This is a genomic window from Frateuria sp. Soil773 (assembly GCF_001428405.1).
Taxonomy (GTDB): domain Bacteria; phylum Pseudomonadota; class Gammaproteobacteria; order Xanthomonadales; family Rhodanobacteraceae; genus LMSL01.
On record NZ_LMSL01000040.1, the window covers coordinates 117,834 to 142,142 of the forward strand.

General features: G+C 68.2%; 19 protein-coding genes and 4 riboswitches. Of the genes, 13 read left to right on the forward strand and 6 right to left on the reverse strand.

Annotation, left to right across the window (positions count from 1 at the left end; genetic code table 11):
• Nucleotides 1-153: 153 nt before the first annotated feature.
• From ASG87_RS14855 to ASG87_RS14870, 4 genes are all read left to right on the forward strand, one after another.
• The gene (locus ASG87_RS14855; RefSeq protein ID WP_056006812.1) at nucleotides 154-3,519 is read left to right on the forward strand and encodes a DEAD/DEAH box helicase; all 3,366 of its coding nucleotides are present in this window, start codon (nucleotides 154-156) and stop codon (nucleotides 3,517-3,519) included.
• A 45-nt stretch (nucleotides 3,520-3,564) separates the two neighbouring features.
• A complete protein-coding gene (gene eno, locus ASG87_RS14860) occupies nucleotides 3,565-4,842 on the forward strand; it encodes a phosphopyruvate hydratase (RefSeq protein WP_056006815.1) in 1,278 nt (425 codons plus the stop codon).
• Nucleotides 4,843-5,017: 175 nt separating this feature from the next.
• Nucleotides 5,018-5,587 carry a phosphatase PAP2 family protein gene (locus ASG87_RS14865; protein ID WP_162258379.1) on the forward strand — a complete coding sequence of 190 codons (570 nt, stop codon included), beginning with the start codon at nucleotides 5,018-5,020 and terminating at the stop codon, nucleotides 5,585-5,587.
• A gap of 22 nt (nucleotides 5,588-5,609) precedes the next feature.
• Nucleotides 5,610-6,758, forward strand: coding sequence for an alkaline phosphatase family protein (locus ASG87_RS14870; protein ID WP_056006821.1), 1,149 nt, complete (start codon nucleotides 5,610-5,612; stop codon nucleotides 6,756-6,758).
• A 31-nt stretch (nucleotides 6,759-6,789) separates the two neighbouring features.
• On the opposite strand, the gene ppa is transcribed toward ASG87_RS14870, so the two are convergent.
• From ppa to cfa, 5 genes are all read right to left on the reverse strand, one after another.
• Nucleotides 6,790-7,338: an inorganic diphosphatase gene (gene ppa, locus ASG87_RS14875; RefSeq protein ID WP_056006824.1), complete on the reverse strand. Its 549-nt coding sequence runs from the start codon at nucleotides 7,336-7,338 to the stop codon at nucleotides 6,790-6,792.
• A gap of 6 nt (nucleotides 7,339-7,344) precedes the next feature.
• Entirely contained in the window at nucleotides 7,345-7,956 is a 612-nt protein-coding gene (locus ASG87_RS14880; protein WP_056006827.1) for a histidine phosphatase family protein, read from the reverse strand.
• Nucleotides 7,953-9,194: an MFS transporter gene (locus ASG87_RS14885; RefSeq protein WP_082583014.1), complete on the reverse strand. Its 1,242-nt coding sequence runs from the start codon at nucleotides 9,192-9,194 to the stop codon at nucleotides 7,953-7,955. Before ASG87_RS14885 ends, ASG87_RS14880 begins: the two co-directional genes overlap by 4 nt.
• A complete protein-coding gene (locus ASG87_RS14890) occupies nucleotides 9,191-9,595 on the reverse strand; it encodes a hypothetical protein (RefSeq protein WP_056006830.1) in 405 nt (134 codons plus the stop codon). The genes ASG87_RS14885 and ASG87_RS14890 overlap by 4 nt, the downstream gene beginning before the upstream one ends.
• 259 nt (nucleotides 9,596-9,854) lie before the next feature.
• Nucleotides 9,855-9,925, reverse strand: a riboswitch (Fluoride riboswitch).
• Nucleotides 9,926-9,967: 42 nt separating this feature from the next.
• On the reverse strand, nucleotides 9,968-11,086 hold the full coding sequence (gene cfa, locus ASG87_RS14895) for a cyclopropane fatty acyl phospholipid synthase (protein WP_056006833.1): 1,119 nt from the start codon (nucleotides 11,084-11,086) through the stop codon (nucleotides 9,968-9,970).
• A 175-nt stretch (nucleotides 11,087-11,261) separates the two neighbouring features.
• Nucleotides 11,262-11,332, reverse strand: a riboswitch (Fluoride riboswitch).
• Nucleotides 11,333-11,462: 130 nt separating this feature from the next.
• A riboswitch (Fluoride riboswitch) is annotated at nucleotides 11,463-11,524 on the forward strand.
• A 174-nt stretch (nucleotides 11,525-11,698) separates the two neighbouring features.
• Here cfa and ASG87_RS14905 point away from each other — a divergent pair.
• Genes ASG87_RS14905 through ASG87_RS14940 form a run of 8 tightly spaced genes read left to right on the forward strand, consistent with a single transcriptional unit; the run spans nucleotide 11,699 to nucleotide 22,279 of the window.
• A complete protein-coding gene (locus ASG87_RS14905; RefSeq protein WP_056006837.1) occupies nucleotides 11,699-12,643 on the forward strand; it encodes an NADH-quinone oxidoreductase subunit H in 945 nt (314 codons plus the stop codon).
• A 5-nt stretch (nucleotides 12,644-12,648) separates the two neighbouring features.
• On the forward strand, nucleotides 12,649-13,329 hold the full coding sequence (locus ASG87_RS14910) for a hypothetical protein (protein WP_056007350.1): 681 nt from the start codon (nucleotides 12,649-12,651) through the stop codon (nucleotides 13,327-13,329).
• Between the two features lie 2 nt (nucleotides 13,330-13,331).
• Nucleotides 13,332-14,792: a proton-conducting transporter membrane subunit gene (locus tag ASG87_RS14915; protein WP_056006840.1), complete on the forward strand. Its 1,461-nt coding sequence runs from the start codon at nucleotides 13,332-13,334 to the stop codon at nucleotides 14,790-14,792.
• Nucleotides 14,789-16,264 (forward strand): nickel-dependent hydrogenase large subunit, encoded by a 1,476-nt coding sequence (locus ASG87_RS14920; protein ID WP_056006843.1) that lies wholly within the window; start codon nucleotides 14,789-14,791, stop codon nucleotides 16,262-16,264. The genes ASG87_RS14915 and ASG87_RS14920 overlap by 4 nt, the downstream gene beginning before the upstream one ends.
• Nucleotides 16,265-16,273: 9 nt before the next feature.
• Nucleotides 16,274-17,080, forward strand: coding sequence for a 4Fe-4S binding protein (locus tag ASG87_RS14925; RefSeq protein ID WP_056006846.1), 807 nt, complete (start codon nucleotides 16,274-16,276; stop codon nucleotides 17,078-17,080).
• Nucleotides 17,070-19,046: a proton-conducting transporter membrane subunit gene (locus ASG87_RS14930; protein WP_056006849.1), complete on the forward strand. Its 1,977-nt coding sequence runs from the start codon at nucleotides 17,070-17,072 to the stop codon at nucleotides 19,044-19,046. The genes ASG87_RS14925 and ASG87_RS14930 overlap by 11 nt, the downstream gene beginning before the upstream one ends.
• 9 nt (nucleotides 19,047-19,055) lie before the next feature.
• Nucleotides 19,056-20,966 (forward strand): dynamin family protein, encoded by a 1,911-nt coding sequence (locus tag ASG87_RS14935; RefSeq protein ID WP_056006852.1) that lies wholly within the window; start codon nucleotides 19,056-19,058, stop codon nucleotides 20,964-20,966.
• Entirely contained in the window at nucleotides 20,966-22,279 is a 1,314-nt protein-coding gene (locus ASG87_RS14940; protein WP_056006857.1) for a hypothetical protein, read from the forward strand. Before ASG87_RS14935 ends, ASG87_RS14940 begins: the two co-directional genes overlap by 1 nt.
• Nucleotides 22,280-22,291: 12 nt before the next feature.
• On the opposite strand, the gene ASG87_RS14945 is transcribed toward ASG87_RS14940, so the two are convergent.
• Nucleotides 22,292-22,612: a DUF190 domain-containing protein gene (locus ASG87_RS14945; protein WP_056006860.1), complete on the reverse strand. Its 321-nt coding sequence runs from the start codon at nucleotides 22,610-22,612 to the stop codon at nucleotides 22,292-22,294.
• Nucleotides 22,613-22,828: 216 nt separating this feature from the next.
• A riboswitch (Fluoride riboswitch) is annotated at nucleotides 22,829-22,890 on the reverse strand.
• Between the two features lie 141 nt (nucleotides 22,891-23,031).
• On the opposite strand from ASG87_RS14945, the gene eno (ASG87_RS14950) reads away from it, so the two are divergent.
• On the forward strand, nucleotides 23,032-24,309 hold the full coding sequence (gene eno, locus ASG87_RS14950; protein WP_056006862.1) for a phosphopyruvate hydratase: 1,278 nt from the start codon (nucleotides 23,032-23,034) through the stop codon (nucleotides 24,307-24,309).

Here is a 24,309-nt window from a genome sequence, read left to right on the forward strand (position 1 = left end):
CAATGCCCCGCCCGGAGCGCGCTTTCGACGAGCAGCGCTTGCGGAGATCGATATGGGCATCCAGCTTCGATATGAAAGACCGCGGCGGCCGGGAGACGGCGCCGCGGTGTGGTTCTATGCGGCAGTTTCGCGACAGGCAGCCTGAGGTACCGCATGTCGGCCTTGCCGGATGCCGCCCTGTCGTCCCGCATGGAAGAGGCGCGGCGCACGCTGATGGACACGATCCGGCAGCTCGCCCTGTCGGCTCACTTCAGCCGCGCCACGCTCAAGCAGGCGGAAGCGTTGGCGCGGCGCGGCAAGGACTGGCGCAAGCCGCTGATCTGGTTCCAGCCCGACGACAGCCCGCAGGCGCAGGCGCTGCAAGGCGAGCTGATCGAAGCGGATGGCGGCGCACGCGCCACCGTCTACCTGTACCCGCTGTTCGGCCAGGTCATGCTGGAGGCACGCTGCACTTGCGGGCAAGTGCGCTGCGTCCATGCCGCCGCCCTGCTGATTCGCTTGCAGCAACTGCTCGACTGGCCGCGCGCGATGACGCCGCTGCAACGCTGGCAGCAGGGCCTCGAAAACCTGCGTGAACCGGGGGCACCGTCCAGACAGGCTCACCAGAAACCCGAGACATGGCCGCTGCGCTGCCTGCTGTGGCTCGACGACGCCCGCTCACCCGCCACGCCGCTGATGCAACTGGTCGCGACGGTGCCCGATGCCGAGCCCGGCTCGCCGCACGAACTCCCGCACGAACTCCCGCTCGATCATCCGCGCGTCCAGCCGCACCTTTCGCGCCAGGCGATGACCTGGCTGGCGCAGCTGAACCTCGGCCAGAAGCCACGGCGCGGTAGCGACGCCGGCTACGAACTGCGCGACGCCAGCGGCGCCCGCCTGCTCGGCGAATGCCTGCGCGCCGGCATCGTGCAGCACGCCCCGACGATGCAGGCTTTGCGCATCGGTGCCGACCGTGATCCGTCATGGAAGTGGTCGCACGATAGCGACGGCCAGTGCCGGATCGGACTGTGCTGGCCGGCTACGCAGGACGTCCAGTTGTTCGAGCTCGACGGCTTGCGCTACCTGGATCTTTCCAGCGGCGAAACCGGTGCGTTGCGCCTTTCGCGCACCGTGTGGGACAGCGTGCGGCACATGCCGCCGGTGCCGCCGGAGGAAGCCGCCGCGCTCGCCGCTGACTGGCCGCCGCATCCGCTGCTGGCCGGGCTTCCGCCACCGCCCGCGCCGCCGCCGATGCGGGAGGTGGCGGCGCCGCTGCGCCCCGTCCTCGTGCTCGGCGCCGCGCGCCACGTGCAGCGCGGCGACCACGTGTTCCACCTGCACGCCTACGCCGACTACGCGGGCCATCGGCTACCGCTGGCCGACGACGGTTTCCGGCAGCGCGCCGTCCGCCGCGGCGCGGCCGGCTACGTCGCCATCGCCCGCGACGTCGATGGCGAGGCACGGGCCCGGCGTGCGCTCGACGAAGCCGACCTGGCCGCGCTGCAGCCCGACGTGCGCCGCCTGCTCGAGCCCATGCCCGATTCCGAAGCGCTGGTGCATCGCACGCATTGGCGCGGCGGGGCCGAAACCTTCGTTGCCCTGGAGGCCACCCTGCAGGTGCTTGGCGACGCCGGGTTCGCGCTGGAACACGACCCCGAGCTGGCGTTCGCGGTATTGCCCCGCGAGACGAAACTGAAAGCCACGCTCGATGCCGGCGAGCAGGCGGGTTTTACGCTGTTCGAGCTGGCCGCCGTCGTCGACGGCGAGGAAATCGACGTGCTGCCCATCGTGCTCGGCGGCCTGGCGCGGCGCGCCTTCTCGCTGGCGCCCTCGCCCAACGAACCGCGCGACGCGCACTGGCTGGCCCCGATCGGCACGAACCGCTGGCTGCCGCTGCCGCTGGCGCACCTGCGCGAATGGATGGCGCCGCTGGTGGAATGCCTCGACCGCCCATGGGACGGCCAGGCGCGCCGGCTCGCGCTGACCCGCTCGCAGACGCTGGCGCTCGGCAGCAGCCTGCAGCAACACGGCATCGCCATCGAAGGCAACCGGGCGGCGGAGGCCGGCGCGATACTGGCCGCGCTGCGCGATGCCGCGACATCGGCATCGGCGGTCGATCCGCCACCGGGCTTTCGCGGCACCCTGCGCCGCTACCAGCGCGAAGGCCTGCAATGGTTGCAAGCGCTGCGGCGAAGCCGGCTCGGCGGCGTGCTGGCCGACGACATGGGGCTGGGCAAGACCGTGCAGGTCATCGCCCACCTGCTGGTCGAACAGGAAGCCGGCCGGCTGGAACGCCCTGCGCTGGTCGTCGCGCCCACCAGCCTGGTGTTCAACTGGTTCGACGAGATCGCACGCTTCGCGCCCACGCTGGACTGCCTCAACTACACCGGCCCCGGTCGCGCTTCGCTACGCGAACGGCTGGCGTCGGCGCACGTCGTCGTCACCAGCTACGCCCTGCTCGCCATCGACCTCGACACGCTGGAAGGCATCGACTACTCGCTGCTGGTGCTGGACGAGGCGCAGTGGATCAAGAACCCGCTGACCCAGACCGCCCGCGCGGTGCGCAAGCTGCGCGCGGAGCATCGCCTCGCGGTCACCGGCACGCCGCTGGAGAATCATCTGGGCGAGCTGTGGGCGCACTTCGACGCGGTGCTGCCCGGCTACCTCGGCGACTACCGCACGTTCAACCGCAGCTTCCGCCAGCCGATCGAGCAGCACGAGGACGACGCGCGGCGCGCGATCCTGCGCCAGCGCATCGCGCCGTTCCTGCTCCGCCGCAGCAAGGCGACGGTGGCGCCGGAACTGCCGCCCAAGACCGAGACGGTGCTGCGCGTGTCGATGGGCGAGCGCCAACGCCAGTTGTACGAGTCGCTGCGGCTGGCGCAGAGCGAGCGCGTGCGCGAGGCGCTGGCGCGCTACCGCGACGAGCAGTCGCGCATCGTCGTGCTGTCCGCCCTGCTGCGCCTGCGCCAGGCGTGCTGCGATCCGCGACTGATCGATGGCCTGGCCGACCCGTCGGCATCGGCCAAGCTCGATGCCTTGCTGGAACTGGTGCAGTCGCTGCGCGAGGACGGCCGCCAGGTGCTGGTGTTCAGCCAGTTCACCTCGATGCTGGCGCTGATCGGCCAGGCGCTGGACGCGGCGAAGCTCGACTACGCGCTGCTCACCGGCGACACCGCCGACCGCGTCTCGCCGGTGCGCCGCTTCCAGGCCGGCGACGCGCCCATCCTGCTGGCCAGCCTCAAGGCCGGTGGCGTCGGCCTCAACCTCACCGCCGCCGACGCGGTGATCCACTACGACCCGTGGTGGAACCCGGCGGTGGAAACGCAGGCAGTGGACCGCGCGCACCGGCTCGGCCGCGAGCAGCCCGTGTTCGTCTACAAGCTGCTGTGCGACGACACCATCGAGGAGCGCATCGAGGCGATGAAGGAACACAAGAGCGACCTGGCCGACGCCATGCTCGGCGATGCCGCCGCCCCGCTGTCGCGCCTCGACGGCGACGACCTGCGCACGCTGTTCGATCTCTCGCCGTCGTCCTGACGGCCTGCCCCCACCTTCCCCATCCACCAGCACGGAGTACGTTTCATGAGGATCACACGAATCGACGCGATCGAGGTTCTCGACTCGCGCGGCAATCCCACGGTCGAGGCCGTCCTGCAACTGGAGGACGGTTCCGAAGGCCGCGCGATCACCCCGTCGGGCGCCTCCACCGGTGCGAACGAGGCGACCGAGCTGCGCGACGGCGACCCGCACCGCTACGGCGGCAAGGGCGTGCAGAAGGCGGTCGGCCACGTGCGCGGCGAGATCGCCGCGGCCCTGGTCGGCAAGGACGCGGGCGAACAGCGCGAGCTGGATCAGCGTCTGCGTGAACTGGACGGCACGCCGAACAAATCGCGCCTGGGCGCCAACGCCATCCTCGCCGTGTCGATCGCCTACGCCCGCGCAATGGCAGCCTCGCGCAAGCTGCCGCTGTACCGCCATCTCGGCGGCGACGAAGCCACAGTGCTCCCGGTGCCTTGCCTCAACGTGATCAACGGCGGCCGCCACGCCGACAACACGGTCGATTTCCAGGAGTTCAAGATCGTGCCGCACCACGCAGCCAGCTTCGCGGAATCGATCCGCATGGGCGAAGAGGTGTTCCATGCGCTCAAGAAGTTGCTGCACGAGCAGGGGCTGTCCACCGGCGTGGGCGATGAGGGCGGCTTCGCGCCCAACCTGCACAGCAACGAGCAGGCGGTCGAGTTGATCCTCAAGGCGATCGAGGCCGCCGGCTACAAGCCCGGCGACGACGTGGCGCTGGCACTCGACCCCGCCGCCAGCGAGATGTGGCACCACGGCCGCTACCGCTTCTTCAAGTCCGACCAGCACGAGTGCGACAGCGCGGCAATGACCGCGCTGTGGGAGGACTGGCTCGCGCGCTACCCGGTGGTGTTGCTGGAAGACCCGCTGGCGGAATACGACTGGGAGGGCTGGAGCGCGCTCACCCTGCGCCTGGGAGGCCGCGTGGAACTGGTCGGTGACGACATCTTCTGCACCAATCCCGACCTGCTGCGCCGGGGGATCCGCGAGGGCGTGGCCAACTCGATCCTGCTCAAGCCTAACCAGATCGGCACGGTGACCGAGACGATGGACTGCGCCGCGGAAGCGAAGGCCGCCGGCTACGGCTGCTACGTGTCGCACCGCTCCGGCGAGACCGAGGACACCTTCATCGCCGACCTGGTGGTCGCGCTGGGCTGCGGCCACATCAAGACCGGCTCGGGCTGCCGCGGCGAGCGCACCGCCAAGTTCAACCGGCTGCTGCGGATCGAGCACGAGCTCGGGCCGCGGGCGCGCTTCGCCGGCCGGGGCGCCTTCGTCCGGTGACCCGTGTCTGGAAACACCTTGGGTTTGCGACGCCCATGGCGACAGGAACATTGCCACCCCTGACGGGGTGGCTTTTCCCGCACACGCGGATGCCGGCCACCAGGCAAGCAGCCACGCCAGCGGCCGGGTTCGCTGCCGTCACGGCCGAGCGTGCGCAATGCAAGGCGTTCAGGCCATGAACCGCATGCCTGTTTCACCCGCGCCCTGGGATGCCTGGAACATCGCCACCTTCCTGCGCATCCACGCCACGGCATCGTCGCCGCATTGGCTGGTCGTGCTGGCAGTCGCCTTGGCGACACTGCCGTTGTATGCCGCGTTCGTCCTGACGGGCTGGCAGATTGTCCACCAGCGGGAGCGCCGTACCGCCGCATGGCTGGTTCTGGCATTGGCCCTTGCCCTTGGGATTGAAGCGCTGGTGAGCGCCTTCGCGTTTCATCCCAGACCATTCGCAGCGGGCTTCGGGCCGGCGTGGATGCAGCATGCGGCCAGCAACTCGATGCCGAGCACGCACGTGACCCTGGCATTGACCATGGCCCTGGTCGTCGGCCTCGGCAGGCACTACGCGACCAGCCTGGCGTTGCTCGTGATGGGCGCGCTGATGGCCTGGGCTCGCGTCTACGTCGGCGTCCATTGGCCTGCGGACATGATCGGCGCAGCGATCAGCGCAAGTCTCTCGTCCGCACTCGCCTACGTTCTGCTGGGTCGGCGCGTTGCGGCCACTTCGACGCCTAGCTCCACCTCGTAACGACACCCCTCCAGGAGTTTCCATGAAATCGCGAGCGTTCCCCCTGTGGCGAAGCACGATGGCGTTGCTGTCGTTGGCATTGACGTCGGCATTGAGCACACCAACTTCGGCACAGCCGGGCCATGCCGAAGCCGGAACGCCGGTTCGCCACGTGTTCCTGATCGTGCTGGAGAACGAGCCGTTCGACGTCACCTTCGGCGCGAAGTCGCTGGCGCCCTATCTCGCGCACACGCTGCCCGCACAGGGTGCCTTGCTGAGCCAGTACTACGCCACGGGCCATTACAGCCTGGACAACTACATCTCGCTGATCAGTGGGCAGGCGCCCAACCCGGACACCCAGAAGGACTGCGGTACCTACGTCGAGTTCCGCCCCACTACCGGCAAGCTCGACGCCAATGGCCAGCTCGCGGGCCAGGGCTGCGTCTTCCCGGCACAGGTCAAGACGCTGGCCGACCAGCTGCATGCGGCCGGATTGTCGTGGAAAGGCTACATGGAAGGCATGGGCAGCGATCCCGCGCGCGAGGCCGCACAGTGCGGCCACGCAGCCATCGGCAGCCGCGACCACACCAACGGCGAATCGCTGAAGGATCGCTACGCCGACAAGCACGACCCCTTCGTCTACTTCCATTCGATCATCGACGATCCGGCCTATTGCGGCGCCCACGTGGTGCCGCTGGACGACATGGCGAATGACTTGCGGCAGGTCACCACCACGCCAAACTTCGCCTTCATCACGCCGGATCTGTGCCATGACGGCCACGACGCGCCCTGCCGCAACGGTGAGCCGGGCGGCCTGGTCTCGGCGGATCAGTTCCTGCGCACCTGGGTGCCGCGCATCACGGCTTCGCCGGCGTTCCGCAAGGATGGCCTGCTGATCGTCACCTTCGACGAAGGCATCGATGCCAAGGCTTGCTGCGGCGAGCAGGGTTTGCCGGGCGGCCCGCAGCCGGGCCAGTACGGCCCCGGCGGTGGACGGATCGGCGCGGTGATGCTGTCACCCTTCATCCGGCCGGGCACGGTTTCGGATCATCCCTACAACCATTACTCCACGCTGCGCAGCATCGAGCAGTGGTTCGGGCTGCCGCACCTCGGCTATGCGAAAGCGGATGGCGTACCGGTGTTCGGCCGCGACGTGTTCACGCAGTCGCGGCAGAGTGGCACGGCGAAGTAGCCGGGAACGATGGCGGCGACTCGGGCGGCATTCAGCCGCCCGCTTCCTGCTTGTATGCCCGATAGCGCTCGATGCAAGCCATGATTTCCCCGCGCGCCTCTGCCACGTCGCGCCAGCCTTCGAACCGCACCCACTTGCCCTTTTCCAGATCCTTGTAGTGCTCGAAGAAATGCTGGATGCGACTGCGGGTGGTCTCCGGGATGTCGGCCAGCGCCTTGTAGTGCGCGTAACCGGGAAAGGTGCGCGTGACCGGCACGGCGATCAGCTTGGTGTCCTCGCCGTTCTCGTCGGTCATGTCCATCACGCCGAGCGGCCGACAGGCGATCACCGAACCCGGGATCAAGGGAATCGGCATCACGATCAGCACGTCGAGCGGATCGCCATCGCCGCACAGTGTGCCGGGCATGTAGCCGTAGTTGCAGGGATAGCGCATCGGCGTGGAAAGCACGCGGTCGACGAAGATGGCGCCGCTTTCCTTGTCCACTTCGTACTTGATGGGATCCGCGTCCATCGGGATCTCGATGATCGCGTGGATCGCATCGGGAACATCCGGGCCGGGAGAAACGAGATCGAGGGCCATGCCGGGTTACTCGCTGATGTGTTGAGTTTCGTTGATGGAACGGATGGTGAAGCGGTCGTCGGTGAAGGTGATTTGGCTGATCGCGCAAGGCGACTGCGGCAGCGACCAGTAGCCGCCCAGCGACAGGCCGAGCGCATGGCCCAGCAGGATGCGGTTGACGCTGTCGTGCGCCACCAGCACGACTGTGCCGTGGCTGTGTGCATGCAGGATCGCCTGCAAGGCATCGACCGCACGGGCCTGCACCTCCTGCAGCGTCTCGCCGCCGGGCACTCGCATGGTGTGTGGCGAGCCATGCCAGCGCTGCAAATCCTCGGGCCAGCGCTGCGCCACCTCGGTGACCGCCATGCCCTGCCAGGCACCGTAGTTGATGTCGTTCAGGCCGCTGTGCGTGCGCGCGTCCAGGCTGAACGCACCGGCGATGGTGTCGGCAGTGCGCACGCAACGCGTGAGTGGACTGCAATACACCGCGCTGGGCACCCAGCGCGCGGCGATGGCGTCGCGCACCAGCTCGGCCTGGCGGACGCCGCGAGGGGTCAGCGTCAGATCTTCGCGACCGCGGAAGCGCGGCGGCGTGATGCCGGCCACTTCGCCGTGGCGAATCAACAGGATCGTGGTCATGGCGTGTTTCTCCCCGGGAGAATTGAAAACGGCGATTTGGGCGCCCGTGCGAAGAGCAGCAAGGGCATACCGAGAAACTGGAGCGCGACTGACAGTGCGACGACGCCCCACAGTGCGTGTTCGTAGGCCCATCCCAGCGCTAGGCTGCCCAGGAACCAGGCCACGCCGAACACGGCATTGAACGTGCCAAAGGCCGAGGCGCGCCGATCCGGCGGAAACAGTTGCGAGACAGCAGCACGCATCACCGATTCGTGCGCGCCCACGCCGACGCCCCACAGCGCGACGCCCGCGGCGATCCATACCGGCCCGCCCAGGAAGACGCAGGGCGCAAACAGTGCGGACAATGCGGTGGCCAACAGCAGGGCCACCACGCCGTAGCGGTCGAACAGGCGTCCAAACGCCAGGGCGCTGACCGCTGCCGCCACCATGCCCAGCGCATAAAGCGGCGGGATCCACACGTCGGCCATCACATGCGTGGCATGGGCATGGAAGGCGATCAGCGAGTAGTCGGCGAACCCCGCTGCCACCAGCGAGGTGCCTACCAGGTAGAGCAGGAAACGCCGGTTTGAATTCACCACCGGCACGTGCAACGGCGGCTCCAGGTCACGCGGCGTGGGAAAGGCCATGCGCGCCAGCAACAGGGCGAACAGCGCACAGGCCGCGGGCAGCAACAGCAGCGCGTAGGCGGTGTGGTAATCGTGGCGCAGGAACAGCACCAGCGTCACCAGCAGCGGCCCTACGGTGGCGCCGGTCTGATCCAGCGCCTCGTGCAGGCCGAACGCCCAGCCACTGCCGAGGCTGCGCCCCGCGTGCGACAGCATGGCGTCCCGTGCCGGCGTGCGGATGCCCTTGCCGATACGTTCGCCGATGATCAGCAGACCGGCGATTTCCCAGTGCCCGGCCAGCGCCATCAGTGGCACCGCCAGCAGGTTCACCGCAAAGCCCGCAATGGTGACGGCCCAGTAGCGGCCCGTGCGGTCGGCCAGCCAGCCGGTGAACATGCGCAACCCGTAGCCGGCCAGTTCGCCCATGCCGGCGATGGCCGACACCCAGAAGCCGCTGGCCCCCAATACTCCGAGGAACTGGCCATTGATGCTGCGCGCGCCTTCGTAGGTCATGTCGGCAAACAGGCTGACGATGCCGACCATGACGACGAAGCGCAGCGCGCGACGCGCCTGGAGGGTGTTGTGCCCGGGCCGCAACGCCAGTATCACGGCTTCATTGCTACCAGCAGTCATGGGCTCTCCTCCCGTACCACGATCGTGGTGACACCCGTTGCGCCCGCCGCGGCATCGAGATCCCGCATGCGCTGCATGGCGCTCTCGCCATCCTTCGCGGCGGGTTCGACGATGACCGCGTGATCCACTCGCCAGCGCAGCATTTCCAGGGAGAGGCGCTCTGCGTTTGGTGCATCGATCACCTCCCCATCCACGGCGATGCCCAGGCGTTGGCCGAGATGGACGAACAGCAGCAAATCATCGTGCAGCACTTCGCGCTGCTTGGCCTCCACCGGAATTCCGGAGACGGCCAATACGACCAGCGCGGCCGCGTCGCAGCCACGGGCAAACTGGAAGGCCGTTTCGACGGCCAGATCGCCCAGCGGGGAGCGGTCGTAGAGCGCAAGGATCCGTGTCGTCATGGCAGCGGCTCCCTCGGGAGCCGTGTCATGCAGCGATCGCCGCGCCACGTCGCGGCGGCCTTCGTGCCCGATGCGCGGCAGACACTACGTTCACGTGCCGTTTGCGGCACCCAGTCCGCGTGCTGCGGGGTTTCATCCGTTTTGCAGGGTAAGCGCATGGCTCGACTCCGGTACCGTCGTCTATCGGACGCCGGAGTCGAAACGCGGGATCACGGGAGAGGAAAAGCGCCTACCGCAATACCGCGCCACGAGACTGGCGCGTTCGATAGGCATCATCAGCCTTGCGGCGATTGGGCACGGCCCGGGAGGAATGCCATCTCCCTTGGTTTGGATCATCTGGGACGCACGCTAGGGTGTCAAGACATATCGGCCTCAACGCGGTACGCGATAGCCTCCGCAAACACCCTGCGGCGACAAGGTGATTTGCCAGAGCTGGTCGCGGCGGGTGTGGAAAGAGGCCGCTGAAGCAGCGAGGTAGAACCGCCACATGCGCCGGAATCGCTCGTCGTACTGCGCGGCGAGGCTGGGCCATGCGGTATCGAAGTTGGCGAGCCACGCAAGCAGGGTGCGCTCGTAGTCGGCACCGAAGTTGTGCCAGTCCTCGACGACGAATTTCGTTTCCAGCGCTCTGGCGATCTGGCTCATCGCCGGTACCTGCGAGTTGGGGAAGATGTAGCGCTCGATCCACGGATCGGGTCGATCCGGCACCTGGTTGGTACCGATGGTGTGCAATAGCGACAACCCATCCGGCGCGAGGCAACGACGCACGACATCGAAGTAGTGGCCGTAGTTGCGTGCGCCCACATGCTCGAACATGCCTATGGAGAACACGGCGTCGAACTGCTCGTGAAGGTCGCGATAGTCCTGCAGCCGGATCTCGATAGGCAGGCCTGCACAGAGCTTGCGCGCGTAGTCCGCCTGCTGCCCGGAAACGGTGATGCCAACACCGCTCACGCCGTAATGCTCGGCGGCATATTTCAGCGCTTCACCCCAGCCGCAGCCAATGTCGAGCACGCGCATGCCGGGGCGCAGTTGGAGCTTGCGGCAAATCAGATCCAGCTTGGCTTGCTGCGCCGTGTCGAGATCCTCGGCCGATGCCCAGTAACCGCAGCTATATACGAGCCTTCGGCCCAGCATGGCTGCAAAGAGGTCGTTTCCAAGGTCGTAATGACGGCGGCCAATGGTGTAGGCGCGCTGTCCACGCTGCAGATTGAGGAAACGTGCGCGCATCCAAAGCAGCAGCGTCTCGGCATTGTGCAGTTGCTCGTCAAGCCGAGCCGCGAGCAGCCGCCTCAACAGACCAGGCACATCCTCGGCATCCCAGTCACCGTCCATGTAGGACTCGCCGAAACCCAGCGTGCCGTGAGCGAAGGCACGCGCGAACACACGATCGTCATGGATGGCCAGATCGGTAGCACGCACGCCATCCAGGCGCACGTCGGCCGTGTCCAGCAGGCGCTCGGCGCGCAGGCGAAAACGATCCAGACTCATGGCCGTGATCCTTCAAACAGAAGGCCATGGCGGAGCAGCACAGGTACGTCGACCGTGATCCAGTAGCAAGTAGGCATGAATGCACTCCGCGCGAAGTTGTCTCCATGCGCGAAACACAGGCGTGCCTAAGTGGGATTCGCCGGGCGAAGCCTACCGGGGCGCGCGCGTATTCGCGCGTTTGGTAGGCATCATTAGCCTTGCGGCGGTTACTTCTGTTCCGGGAGGAATGCCATCTCCCTGGTTCGAGAATATCGGGGGCGCCCATGGCCGGCAAGAACCCCGACCACGGGCCATGGCTTCAAACACCGCCCTTCACAAAGACCCCACTCCCGACGCGCGAGGATTCCTTGCGTGCGAGCATTCGTGCTAATTTCGATTCCGATGGGGCGATGGTGTCCGCCTTCGACTGCCCTCAGGGCTGATGACACCTACAGGCTAGTGATCGATCCAGCTTTTCAGCTCTGGAGCTTCGTCATGACCTGTATCGTCCTGTCGTCCCTGCTCGTACTCTCCGGCGCCGTGGCGGCTGCCGGCCTGCGCCGGCCCGCCCGGCTCGTCCGAACCCAACGCATCACGGCATTCCGTCGGCGGCACTACTGAGGCTGCGCCGCCATGTGGCGCGACATCGCGACGCAAGTCGCCCAGGTGCTGGCGGTGCTGTTGCTGTCCCCGCTGTTGCAGGGCTTCATCCACCGCTACGAGGAGCGTGTGCAGCGCGCGCGCGGCCCGTCGTTGCTGCAACCGTACCGTGACCTGCGCAAGCTGTTCCGCAAGCAGTTGGTGGTTCCCGACACGGCGAGTTGGATCTTCTGGACGGCGCCGATCGTGTCGTTCACCGCGATGCTCACGGTGCCGATCCTGATTCCCGTGCTGACCGACTACCCGCTGCCGCTGTCGGACATGGGCGACATCCTCGGCGGCGGCCTGATCCTCACCGTGGGCACGTTCTTCGTGAACCTCGCGGCGCTGGACACCGGCAGCGCCTATGGCGGCATGGGCGCCAGCCGCACGGTGATGATCACCATCCTTGCCGAGCCCACGCTGATCCTGGTGTTCGTCGGCATCACGCTGATGGCGCACTCGATGTTGCCGTTCGTGGTGAACCACCTGCTGGTGGCGCACCCGGAGGTGTACCTGGGGCCGACGCACCTGTTCCTGGTGGCCGCGTTCTTCGTGCTGCTGCTGGCCGAGACGGATCGCCTGCCGATCCACTCCAGCACGCACATCGAGGTTTACATGATCGAGGAGGCGCGCATCCTCGAATACTCCGGCCCGCTGCTGGCGCTGCTGAAGTGGGCGTCGATGATGAAGCAGTTCATCCTCTACAACATCTTCTGCGAGGTGCTGCTGCTGCCGTGGGGACTCTCGCACCAGGGCACCGCGGTCGGCATCGGTGGTTCGGTACTCGGCATCCTGGCCAAGTTCGGCATTGTGGCCTGCGCCGTGATCCTGGTGGAGACGGCGCAGTCGCGGCTGCGCTTCTACCGCTACCAGGAGCCGCTGGCCGCCGCCTTCATGCTCGCCATCCTGGCCATCGTGGCCAACCAGATCCGGTGACCGCCATGCTCGCCGCCCATCTCTCCCCGCTCGCCGCCGCCGTGTTCAGCCTGCTGGTGATCGGCAGCCTGCTGCTGGCCTTCGTGATGCTGGGCTCGCGCTGGCTGAAGGACTACATGCTGGCCTTCGGCGTGCAGTCGTGGCTGATCGGCATCCTCTCTGCGCTGATCGGCTACTACGGCGGCTACCATGAGCTGTACGCGGTGGGCGCGCTCACCGTGCTGTTCCGCGGGTTGGTGCTGCCGTGGCTGATCCTGCGCATCCTGCGCCAGCTTCCCGCACAGCGCGAGCTGCACGAGATCGTCAGCCCGTCGAGCAGCCTGATCGTGGGTGCGGCATTGGTGATCTTCGCTTTCCTGGTGGCCGAGCACATCGCGTCGGCCCTGGGCCTGAACTCCAACGTGGTGGTGCTGGCGCTCACCGTGATGTTCTCGATGAAGCTGATCGGCTTCCAGATGCTCACGCTCAGGCACGAGGCGATCAGCCACATCCTCGGCCTGCTTGTACTGGAGAACGGCATCTTCCTTGGCAGCCAGATCCTGGTACCGGGCATGCCGCTGATGATCGAGCTGGTGCTGCTGTTCGACCTTTTGGTGGCGGTAGCCTGCTTCGGCGTACTGGTGCGCTACCTGCTGGCCAACATCGGCAGCACCAGCAGCCGCGAACTGAACCGGTTGACGGGGTGAGCATGGAATCGCGTATCGCCATCCTGCTGCTGGCGCCGCTGTTGCCCATCGTGATCGGCCTGGCCGTGCGTCGTCCGCGCGCCTCGGAATACCTCAACCTGCTGGCCAGCCTGGTCGTGCTGGTGGTCGCGCTGCCGCTGCCGTTCGCCATCGACGTGCCGCGGGAGATGCTGCATGGCTACCTGCTGCTTGACCCGCTGGGCGCGTGGGTAGTGCTGTGCGTGGCCGTGGTCTACCTGCTCTCCTCGATCTACGCGATCGGCTACATGCGCCACGACGAGGCGGGCGACCGCCGCCTGCCCGCGTTCTATGCGCTGCACGCCGGCTTCGCGCTGACCATGCTGTTCGCGCCGCTGGTCAACAGCATCGGCGTGTATTGGATCGCGATCGAACTGACCACCCTGGTCAGCACCTTCCTGGTCGGCTTCGAGCGCAGCGCGGAGAGCATGGAAGCGGCATGGAAATACATCATCGTGGTGTCGGCCGGCATCAGCCTGGCCCTGCTCGGCACCACCCTGCTCTACTGGGGTGGCAGCTTCGTGCTGGGCGAAACCTACAACCTTACCTGGGAGTCGCTGGTGCAGGTGGCGCCGAAGATGCCGCCGGTGCTGCTCAAGCTCGGTTTCCTGCTCACCCTGATCGGCTACGGCACCAAGGTCGGCCTGGCGCCGATGCACACCTGGCTGCCCGACGCGCACAGCGAAGGCCCGGCGCCGGTGTCGGCGATGCTCTCGGGCGCGCTGCTCAACACCGCGATGCTCGGCATCGTGCGCTTCCTCGCCGCCACCGACGCCGCTGGCCAGGGCGCACTGCCGCACACCGCGCTGGTGGTGCTGGGCGTGCTGTCGCTGCTGGTGGGCGCGCTGTTCATCGTGCGGCAGAAGCAGATCAAGCGGCTGATGGCCTATTCCAGCATCGAGCACATGGGCGTGCTCGCGCTGGGTTTCGGCTTCGGCGGCCCGCTGGGCATCGCCGGCGCGCTGTACCACATGCTCAACCATTCGCTGTGCAAGCCGCTGCTGTTCTTCGGCGCGGGCAACGCGATGCACCGCTACGGCAGCAAGCGCATCCGCGACATCCGCGGCGTGCTCGCGGCGTTCCCGGTGTCCGGCTGGCTGTGGCTGTGCGGCGCGGTGGCGATCACCGGCGCGCCGCCGTTCGGCCTGTTCCTCAGCGAGTTCGCGATCCTGCGCGCGGGCTGGGCCGGGCCTAACCTGTGGGCGGTGATCGTGATGCTGGTGCTGCTGATCGTGATCTTCGTCGCCTTCCTCAACCATTTCCGGGCGATGTACCTGGAGTCGCCGCCGCTGCCGTCCGTGCCGGCCGAGGCCTCCGGCAACGCGTGGCGCACCTGGCCGATGGCGCTGGCGCTGGCACCGCTGTTGGTTCTCGGCGTGTGGTGGCCGTCGGCATGGACGGTGCTGTACCAGCACATCGCCGCCGCCCTGGGAGCGATGCCATGAACGGCACGACGGAAAAAATCGACGTGCGCCCATCGGCCCTGGCCGGCAAGGTCGAGCAACTGCTCGCCGACGGCGGACGCATGCAGATGGCGTATGCGTGGTTTCCGCAACCGGATCGGGTACAGGTGCGCTATCTGGCTTCGCCCGGAGCCCGCCAGCCCTTCCAGCTCTGGTGCTGCGATGCGGTGGACGCGACCCTGCCCAGCTTGGCCACGCAGGCGCCGCTGCTCAGCTGGTACGAACGCGAGATCCAGGATCTATACGGCCTGCGTTTCGACGGCCTGCCGATGCCGCATCCGCTGGTCGCGGGCGGTTGGACGGAAGCTTCGCCGCTGGTGAATGCCCACGGCATGCAGGCCTGCCTGAGCGCGCCCGGCCACGTGCCCGGCATCCACGGCAGCGACGTGCAACTGCTCAGCTCCGGCCCGGTGCGGGCCGGCGTGGTCGAATCCGCGCAGCACCTGTTCTTCTATGTCGGCGAGGCGATCCTGCACTACCAGCCGCGGCTGTTCTTCAAGCATCGCGGCATGGAGCGCGCCTTCGAGGGACACGATCCGCGAAGCGGCGCCACGCTGGCCGAACGGGTGTCAGGCATCGGCAGCGTGGCCCATGCGCTGGCCTATTGCCAGGCGGTGGAAGACGCCGCCGGCTGCGAGGTGCCCAAGCGTGCGCAGCAGTTGCGCGCCGTGCTGGCCGAACTGGAACGGCTGTACAACCACCTCTACTACTTCGGTCACCTTGCCGACGCCACCACGCTCAAGGTCGGCCATGCCGAAGGCGTGCTGCTGGCCGAACGCGTCAAGCAGTTGAACGCCCGCCTCACCGGCAGCCGCTTCCTGCGCAATCTGGTCACGCCCGGCGGCCTGCGCCGCGACATCGAACTGCCGCGCGATTTCCTCCACACGATGTACCTGCTGCGCGAGCAGACGAACAGTTACCTCAAGCAGCTCGAACGCACCACCAGCTACCTCGATCGTCTGATCACCACGGGCGTGCTGTCGCGCCAGGTGGCGTTCGACCAGGGCGCCACCGGCCCGGTGGAACGCGCCTCGGGGCTCGACCGCGACCTGCGCCGCGATCATCCCTACGCGGCCTACGCGTGGCATGCGCCGGACGTGCCGCTGGCCGAGGAAGGCGACGCCTATGCGCGCGCGAAGGTGCGCGCCGCCGAGCTGCGCGCCAGCTTCCAGTTGCTCGACGCTTTCGTGCCGACGCTGGTCGACGGCCCGATCCGCGCCGAGTGCCGGCCCGCGCCTGGCGTGGAGGGTTTGGGCTGGGCCGAGTCGCCGCGCGGCTCGCTGTTCTACGCGGTGCACGTCGGCGCCGACGGCAAGCTGGCGCGGGTGAAGATCAAGTCGCCCTCGTTCTCCAACTGGCGTGTGTTCCCGTTTACGGTACATCGCACCAACATGATGGATTTCGCCATCAACGAGGCCAGCTTCGGCCTCAGCATCGCCGGCTGCGACCGCTAGGAGATTCCCATGCCGTTGTGGACATTGCGAGGACTGGCCCAGGGCATCGCCACCACGCGCTGGCCGGACGGCAGCGGGGGCGACGACGGCCAGCAGGGCGGCTACGGCATGCCGCGCATCGGCGCCGAGCAATGCCTCGACGACTGCCGCGCCTGCGCCGAGGCGTGCCCGACGAAAGCGATCCGGCTCGACACGCGTGGCCACCTCGCTGAACTCGACTACGGCCGCTGCATCGCCTGCCAGCTGTGCGTGGAAGCCTGCCCTGCCGGCACCCTGCAGAGCGGCCACGAGTGGGCCTTCGGCGTGCGCGAGCGCGCGGATCTGCGCTGGTCGCTGGATACCGATACGCCGCCCGCGCAGGCGCTGGCCTCGCGCATCGAATCCAGCTTCCGCGGCAGCCTGCACATCCGCCACGTCGATGCCGGCTCCTGCAACGGCTGCGAGTCGGAACTGCAGGCGCTGGGCAACCCGTTCTACAACCTGCACCGGCTGGGCATCTTCTTCACGCCCTCGCCGCGCGCCGCCGACCTGCTGCTGGTCACCGGCATGGTGACCGCGGCGATGCGCGAGCCGCTGCAGGCCACCTGGGAAGCGATGCCCGAACCGCGCCGCGTGCTCGCCTGCGGCACCTGCGCCGTGTGCGGCGGCGTGAGCGCGGATACCTACGCCAGCGGCCACGGCCTCGAAGGCGTGCTGCCGGTGGACGTGTGGCTGCCGGGCTGCCCGCCCAATCCCGCCGCGATCATCGACGCGCTGCTGCTGTTGCTCGAACGCAAGCCGCAACGCATCCACGGAGGGCGCGTCCATGCGCCCTGAACTGCTTCCGCCGATCGCCGCCCTGCTGTGGTTGCTGGCGTTGCTGCTGGCCTGTGCCGGCCGCGGACGCGTGGCGGCGCGTGTCGCGTTGGCGCTCGGCGTTCTGCTGGTGATCCTGGCCACGATGTGGCAGTTGGCGTCGGGCACGAGCATGCCGGTGCTGCTGGTGCCGTGGGGCGTGGCCGGCCGCCTGCGCTTCGTGCTGGAGCCGGATGCTTCGTGGCTGCTGCTGTTCGGCGCGCTGGCCGCGTTCTTCGCCACCGCGCTGGGCACGCCCTCGCCGCGCTGGCGCAGCTGGAGCGCCGGCGCGGCGTTCTGCCTGCTGGGCGCCCTGGGCTGTTTCGGTTTGCAGGATGCGGCCAGCTTCCTGGTGTCGTGGGAAGTGATGAGCCTCGGCGGCGCGGTGCTGCTGATCGGCGAACGCCTGGGGGCCACGCGCGATGGCCGCGGCCTGCTGTTCATGCTGGGCTTGCTCGAAGTGGGCGCCGTGGCGCTGCTGGCGGCCATGCTGATGCTCTCGCACGGCGCCGGCAGCCTCGACTTCGCGGACTTCGCCGGCGCCGGCGCGGGCTTCGCCGGCTGGCGCCGGGTGACGGTGGGCGTGCTGCTGCTGATCGGCTTCGGCGCCAAGCTGGGATTGCTGCCGTTCTACGAGTGGTATCCCGATGCCTACGGCCAGGGCAGCGGCGCCAGCGGGGCGTTGCTGTCGGGCGTCGTGCTCAACGCCGCCTTCTTCGCGCTGGCGCGGGCCTTCGTGACATGGTTGCCGGGCGACGTGCTGCTATCGGTGATCACGGTCGCCGTCGGCGTGTTCAGCGCCATCCTCACCGTGCTGTATGCCTTCCAACAGGACGACTGGCGCCGGCTGCTGTCCTTCTCCAGTGCCGAGAACGCGGCCATCGCGGTCACCATGCTGGGCGCCAGCCAGTTGTTCCGCGGCGAGGGCCTGCTTCCGCTGGCGGCGCTCGCCTTTGCCGTGGCACTGCTGCACTTGGCCGGTCATGCACTGGCAAAAGGCGCATTGATGCTGGCCGCCGACGGTGCCTGGCACGCCAACGGCAACTACGATCTGGCGCAACGCGGACTGCTGCGGCGCAGCCCCTGGCTGCTCGGCGTCGGCGTGGTGTTCGCGGCCATGAGCCTGGCGGCGATGCCGCCACAGGCCGGCTTCGTCAGCGAGTGGTTCACCTTCCAGACGCTGTTCCAGGGTTTCCACCTGGCCGGCATGCCGGGGCGGCTGACGCTGTCGCTGGCGGGCGCGGGCATGGCGCTCACCGCCGCGATCGCCTTCGCCACCTTCGTCAAGGTGTGCGGCCTGGGGATACTCGGCGACGGGAGGCGCGAAAGCGCGGGCACCGGCGTCGGCCTGGGCCACGCACTGGCCAGCGGGCTGCTGGGCCTGGGCGTGCTGGCGCTGGCCGTGGGCATGCCGTGGTGGCTGGGCGCGGTGGACGGCGCCGTGCATGCACGCTTTGCCGGCCTGCCGGCGGCGCCGCTGCACGACGGACTGATCCTGATCCCGCTGACCGATACCTTCGCCTTCATCTCGCCGACGCTGCTGGTGATCGTCTGCCCGCTGCTGGCCCTGCTGCCGCTGGCCCTGCTGACCATCTCGCGGACACGCCACCGCCTGCGGCATGCGCCGGCGTGGTATGGCGGCCTGCCGCGACCAGCACACGGGCGCACCACCGCGCTGAGCTTCTCCAACGCGATGCGCACCTTCTACAGCTTCGTCTACCGGCCGGCCGACGAGGTCAAGCGCGAGGGGCATGCGTATTTCATGCAGCGCCTGACCCACGACGCCAGCGTTTCCCCGCTGTTCGAGGCGGCGATCTTCCGCGCGCCCACGCGCTTCGTGCGGCGCCTGGCACGCGCGCTGGGGCCGCTGCAGTCCGGCCATATGAACGTCTATCTGGGCATGGTGGGCGTGCTGCTGATACTGATCCTGGCGCTGGGATTGGCCTGACGACGCGGCATGTTCACCGACAACCATCGCCGCTACCTGCAGAACCTGCTGCGCCACGTCGAGCACGAAGTGCAGGAAGCGGTGAACTTGTTGCACGGCGGCGAATCCGACGCCTTGTTTCCCCGCTACCGCGACTTTCCGGTGCAGGAACGCATCGACGCGCTGCACGCCCACCAGGCGCGCCTGCGCGCGGCGATGCGGCGCTTCATGGACACCTGGCGCATCGCCTATCCCGGCGACTCGGTGATCGAGGTCGCCCGCGGCTACGAGGCGCGCCTGGCGATGGTGCGCAACGCCGCCTACGAGCTGCGCCCGCGCTACGTGCGCGGCTACGGCCCGCTGGACGCGGACGACGAGCAGGCCTGCCGCGCGCTGGCCGCCGAACTGGGCGTGCTGCTGGACGCGATGGCTGGCGAACTGCGCCGCGAACCGCTGCGCCTGCCCGCGGACGGCAGCGGCGACGCCCTGCTGGACGTACTGGCCGGCATCGTGGAAAACCGCTGGCTGCTCGAATACCGCAGCCGCATCGAGGCGCTGCTCGCGCGCGAACGCGGCGACCGCGTGGAGGTGGCCCTGCTCGGCCGGGTCAGCAGCGGCAAGTCCTCGCTGGTCAACGCCCTGCTCGGCCAGCCGCTGCTGCCGGTGGGTGCGGTACCGGTCACCTCGGTGGTGACCCGGCTGCGCCACGGCGACACGGTGGAGGTGCGCGCACTGGATATCGACGGCCGCGAGCAGGCCATCGCACCCGGTGAACTGCACGACTACATCGACGAGACGGGCAACCCCGGCAACCGGCGCCGGCTGCGCGAGGTGGACGTGAGTTTCCCCGCATCCATCCTCGAACATGGCATCGTGCTCACCGACACGCCCGGCCTCGGTTCGCTGCACGCCAGCGCCTCGGCGCATGCGCTGGACTACTTGCCGCGCTGCGACCTCGGCATCGTCGCCATCGACGCCGCCGCCACACTGATGCCGCAGGATCTCGACCTGCTGCGCGCGTTGCGCGACGGCGGCGCCGACTGGCTGGTAGTGCTGACCAAGGCCGATACCATTGCCGCGGAAGCGCTGGCCCAACAGCGCCGCTACATTGATCAGGCACTGGCCGAAACCCTGCAATCGCCCGTGCAAGTGGCCGCGCTCAGCGTGCAGGACGGCCACCGCGGCGAACTCGCGGCCTGGCGCGACGGCGTGCTGCGACCGAAGCTGGAACAGGCTGCCGAAAAGGCCGCGGAACGCCACCGCCATCGCATCGCCGAACTGGCCACCCGCGTGCGAACCACGTTACGACAGGCGCTGGCCGAACTGCCCGCCGCGACACCGGCGGCCGCCGACGAAGCACGGGATCACGGCAGCACACTGGCAAGCCTCGACGATACCGGCCGGCGCCTGCACGGGCTGGTACGAGACCTGGCCGAACGCGGCTCGCCCGTGGTCGTCGAGGAAACCGTGGCGCAGACGCCCGCCGACATCACCCTGGATGCCGGCAGCCTCGCTGGCCGTGCCGCCGGCCTCGCCGATGCGGTAGTCCGCGACATCCTGGGCGAGCTACGCGGTATCGCCGCGCGCATCCACCATCCCGCCGCGCCGCAGACCCTGCGCGGTGTCCCGCCGTTCGCCCCGGCGTTGACGGAGGCCTCGGTGTCCACCGGCGCAGCCCTGCTGCCGTGGCGCCGGGCAGCGTTGCGGCGGCAACTGCAACGGCACTGGGGCGCGGAACTGCAACGCGGCTTCGACGCCTATGCCACCGAACTCGGCCACTGGCTCGACCAGGCCGTGCGGCAACTGCGGCGCCACGCGATGGAATCATTCGAGGATGCGTCCACCCTGCCCTCCGCGGACGACCGCGCGGCGCTGGAAGCCGACCTGCACCGCCTCGACGCGCTGCTGGAAGATGGCAGCCGGCAAGGAGTCGCCCAGTGATGACATCCGGGCATACCTCTGCACTGGACGCACAGGTCGCGGCCTGGATCGACGACCTGGCCGCACCGGAACGCGCGGTCGAAGGCATCGTCGCCCTCGGCCATGCCGCCGTCGGCCCGTTGTCCGCCTACCTCGATCGCGGGCCGCAGCTCGTTTCGCAGCCACGCGAACTCGCCGTGCGCATGCTCGCGCGACTGCACCACCCGGACGTGGTCGAACGCCTGCGTCGCGTGCTGCGCGACCACCCGCTGCGCGGCCTGCCTCCCGCGCTCGCCGAATCGGAATATCGCGTCAAGGACGCCGCCGTGGCCGGCCTGGCCGCACAACTCGGCGCAGCCGCCTCCGACGACCTGGCCTTTGGCGTGTGCTGCGAACGCCTACCCTCGGCCTTGCGTGCCGCCGGCAGGCTCCGGCTGCATGCGCTGGCCCCGTCGGTGGCACGGTTGCTCGCCGACGACGTGCTGGAAGATGCGGCGGCCGAAGCCCTGCATGGACTGCTGCCTGAAAGCGCATCCAGTGTCTTGACCGCCATCGCGGCGTGGCTGTACGGAGATGCCGACACGCCGCATGTGCGTCTGGCATTGATCCGCGCCTTTCTCTGGCTACAAGCCATCGCGGAACGGCCTCCAGTAGAGATATGCCAGCAAGCGCTCCGACACCCATGCGTACCCGTTCGCGCTGCCACGGCGCTGGTCATGGATGGCGCGGCGCCAACGGACGCGGATGCCGTCGCCGAAGCACTTGCCCACGGCGCACTCGGCACCGACGAACGGCTGGCCATGGCCTGTCGCGAACGCCTGCGCAGCGTCCCGAACCTGCCCATCGAACCGCTGGTGCGCGCCTTGCGGGCGGACGAGGAAGCGGACGTCTACGACAACACCCGGTATCCCAATCCGACCGCCCGGCGGATCCTGCTCGACATCATCCTTGCCCAGGCAGGCGGCGCTACCGAAAAGTTGCGCCGGATCGTGCGCGGCGTTCCACCCGACGATCTGGCCGAAGCCCTCTTCCGCTGGCATTGGCTTGACGCGCCATGGCTGGAGAGCATGCTCGGCCACCCCGTCGCCCAGGTCAGGCTGGCGGCCACGGCCTGCCTGCTGCGGTATCCGCTGCCCGCCCGTCAACGCTGGCTGGCAGAGCGCCTCGGTGACCGCGATCGTCGGATCAGGCACAAGGCTTTCACCATACTGGCCGCACTGATCGACGCTCGCCAAGCCAGCCTATCGAGCGCCGACCTGCCCTCGCACACGCTGTGGCTCGCGCCGTGGGCCTGCCTGCGGCTGCTGGCCCGTTCCACGCGTATCCGGCGGTGACACGGCATGCCCTCACCTGTTCTCGACGATGCCGAACTCCGCGGAGAATTTCGCCCAGAACAACGGCGCGCCGTCCTGGTGGACGATGTCGAGCAACGTGGCGGCCTCGTCAGCGCTGACGATGAACTCCGCAAGCACCGTCATGTCGCCAGCCAGCTCGAAGAAGTGCTGTTCGTGCAACACGCCGTGCCTGCCGTAGCCGGCGACCGCCTTGAACACCGAACCGCCGTGGATCTTCGCCTTCTTCGCCTGCTCGAGCAGCCACTCGTACAGCAGCTCACCACGGTGCTTCTGGTTCTCGTGCATGTAGAAACGAAGCGAATAGCCTTGCATGGTGCCTCCCGAGGACGCGGTTCGCCGACATGGCAAACGGGTTTCCACAGCCGGGATGCGCCGTCGCCCGCTGCGCATGAAGGCGCGCGGCAAAACGCGACCGCACGCGGATCACAAGCCAGAAAGGAAAACGGAGAGTTCTTGGGCGCACGTCACCACCAGCCGGAATCGAAATCCGGATCGATGGGTGGTTCGCGCTGCCACCACCCGGGATCCGGGATGGTAGGCATCATCAGCCTTGCGGCGGTTCAGGGAGGCATGCCATCTCCCGACATCGAGCATAGTCGAGCAGTTCGCCACGGCGGCGTCAATAGCCGATGCGGAACCCACGCCGCCCGGCGAATGCCGCCACGATCGCACCGCACAAGCGTCGTCGCGATCAACGCCACACATCGTGGCCAGTTCCAGGAATCCACCTCATGCGCATCAGCCGATTGGACGCCCTCGAAGTCCTCGACTCCCGTGGCAACCCCACCGTGGAGGTTTGCTTGCAGTTGGAGGACGGTTCCGAGGGGCAGGCACTGGTTCCTTCCGGCGCATCCACCGGCATGCACGAAGCCGCCGAATTGCGGGACGGCGACCCACGCCGCTACGGCGGCAAGGGCGTGCGCAAGGCCGTTGCAAACGTGCGCGGGGAAATGGCCGCCGTGCTGGTGGGCACGGACGCCGGCGAGCAGCGCGCCCTCGACGGGCGATTGCGCGAGCTGGACGGCACGCCACACAAGAGCCGCCTGGGCGCCAACGCCATCCTCGCCGTGTCGATCGCGCATGCCCGTGCAGTGGCGGCCTCGCGCAGGCTGCCGCTGTACCGCCACCTCGGCGGCGACGAGGCCACGCTGCTGCCCGTGCCCTGCCTCAACGTCATCAACGGCGGCCGGCACGCCGACAACACGCTCGACTTCCAGGAATTTGCGATCGTGCCGCACCACGCACCGAGTTTCGCGGAAGCCGTGCGCATGGGCGAGGAAGTGTCCGGTTCCCTGCGCGCGCTGCTGCGGGAGCACGGGCTTTCGACCGGCGTCGGCGACGAAGGCGGTTTCGCCCCGGATCTACGCAGCAACGAGCAGGCGGTGGAATTCATCCTCAAGGCCATCCACCGCGCCGGCTATCGCCCGGGCAGCGACGTCTCGCTCGCCCTGGATCCGGCCACCGGCGAGATGTGGGGCAGCGGTCGCTACCGCTTCTTCAAGTCCAGCGGGATTGAACGCAGCAGCGCCGCCATGATCGCGTTGTGGGAAGACTGGGTGCAGCGCTACCCGATCCTGATGCTCGAGGATCCGCTTTCCGAGCACGACTGGGACGGCTGGACGGCCTTGTCCTCCCGGATCGGCGACCAGGTCGAACTGGTCGGCGACGACATCTTCAGCACCAATGCCGACCGCCTCAAGCGCGGAATCCTCGAAAGGGTCGCCAACGCCATCCTGATCAAGCCCAACCAGATCGGCACGGTCTCCGAAACCCTGGACTGCGCAGCGCAGGCCAAGGCCGCCGGCTACGCCTGCTGCGTGTCCCAGCGTTCCGGCGATACCGAGGACACCTTCATCGCGGATCTGGCAGTCGCCCTGGGCTGTGGCCAGATCAAGGCCGGAGCAGGCTGCCGCGGCGAGCGCACCGCCAAGTTCAACCGCCTGTTGCGGATCGAGCATGAACTGGGCGAGTGGGCGCGTTTTGCCGGACGCGCCGCCTTCATCCGCTGA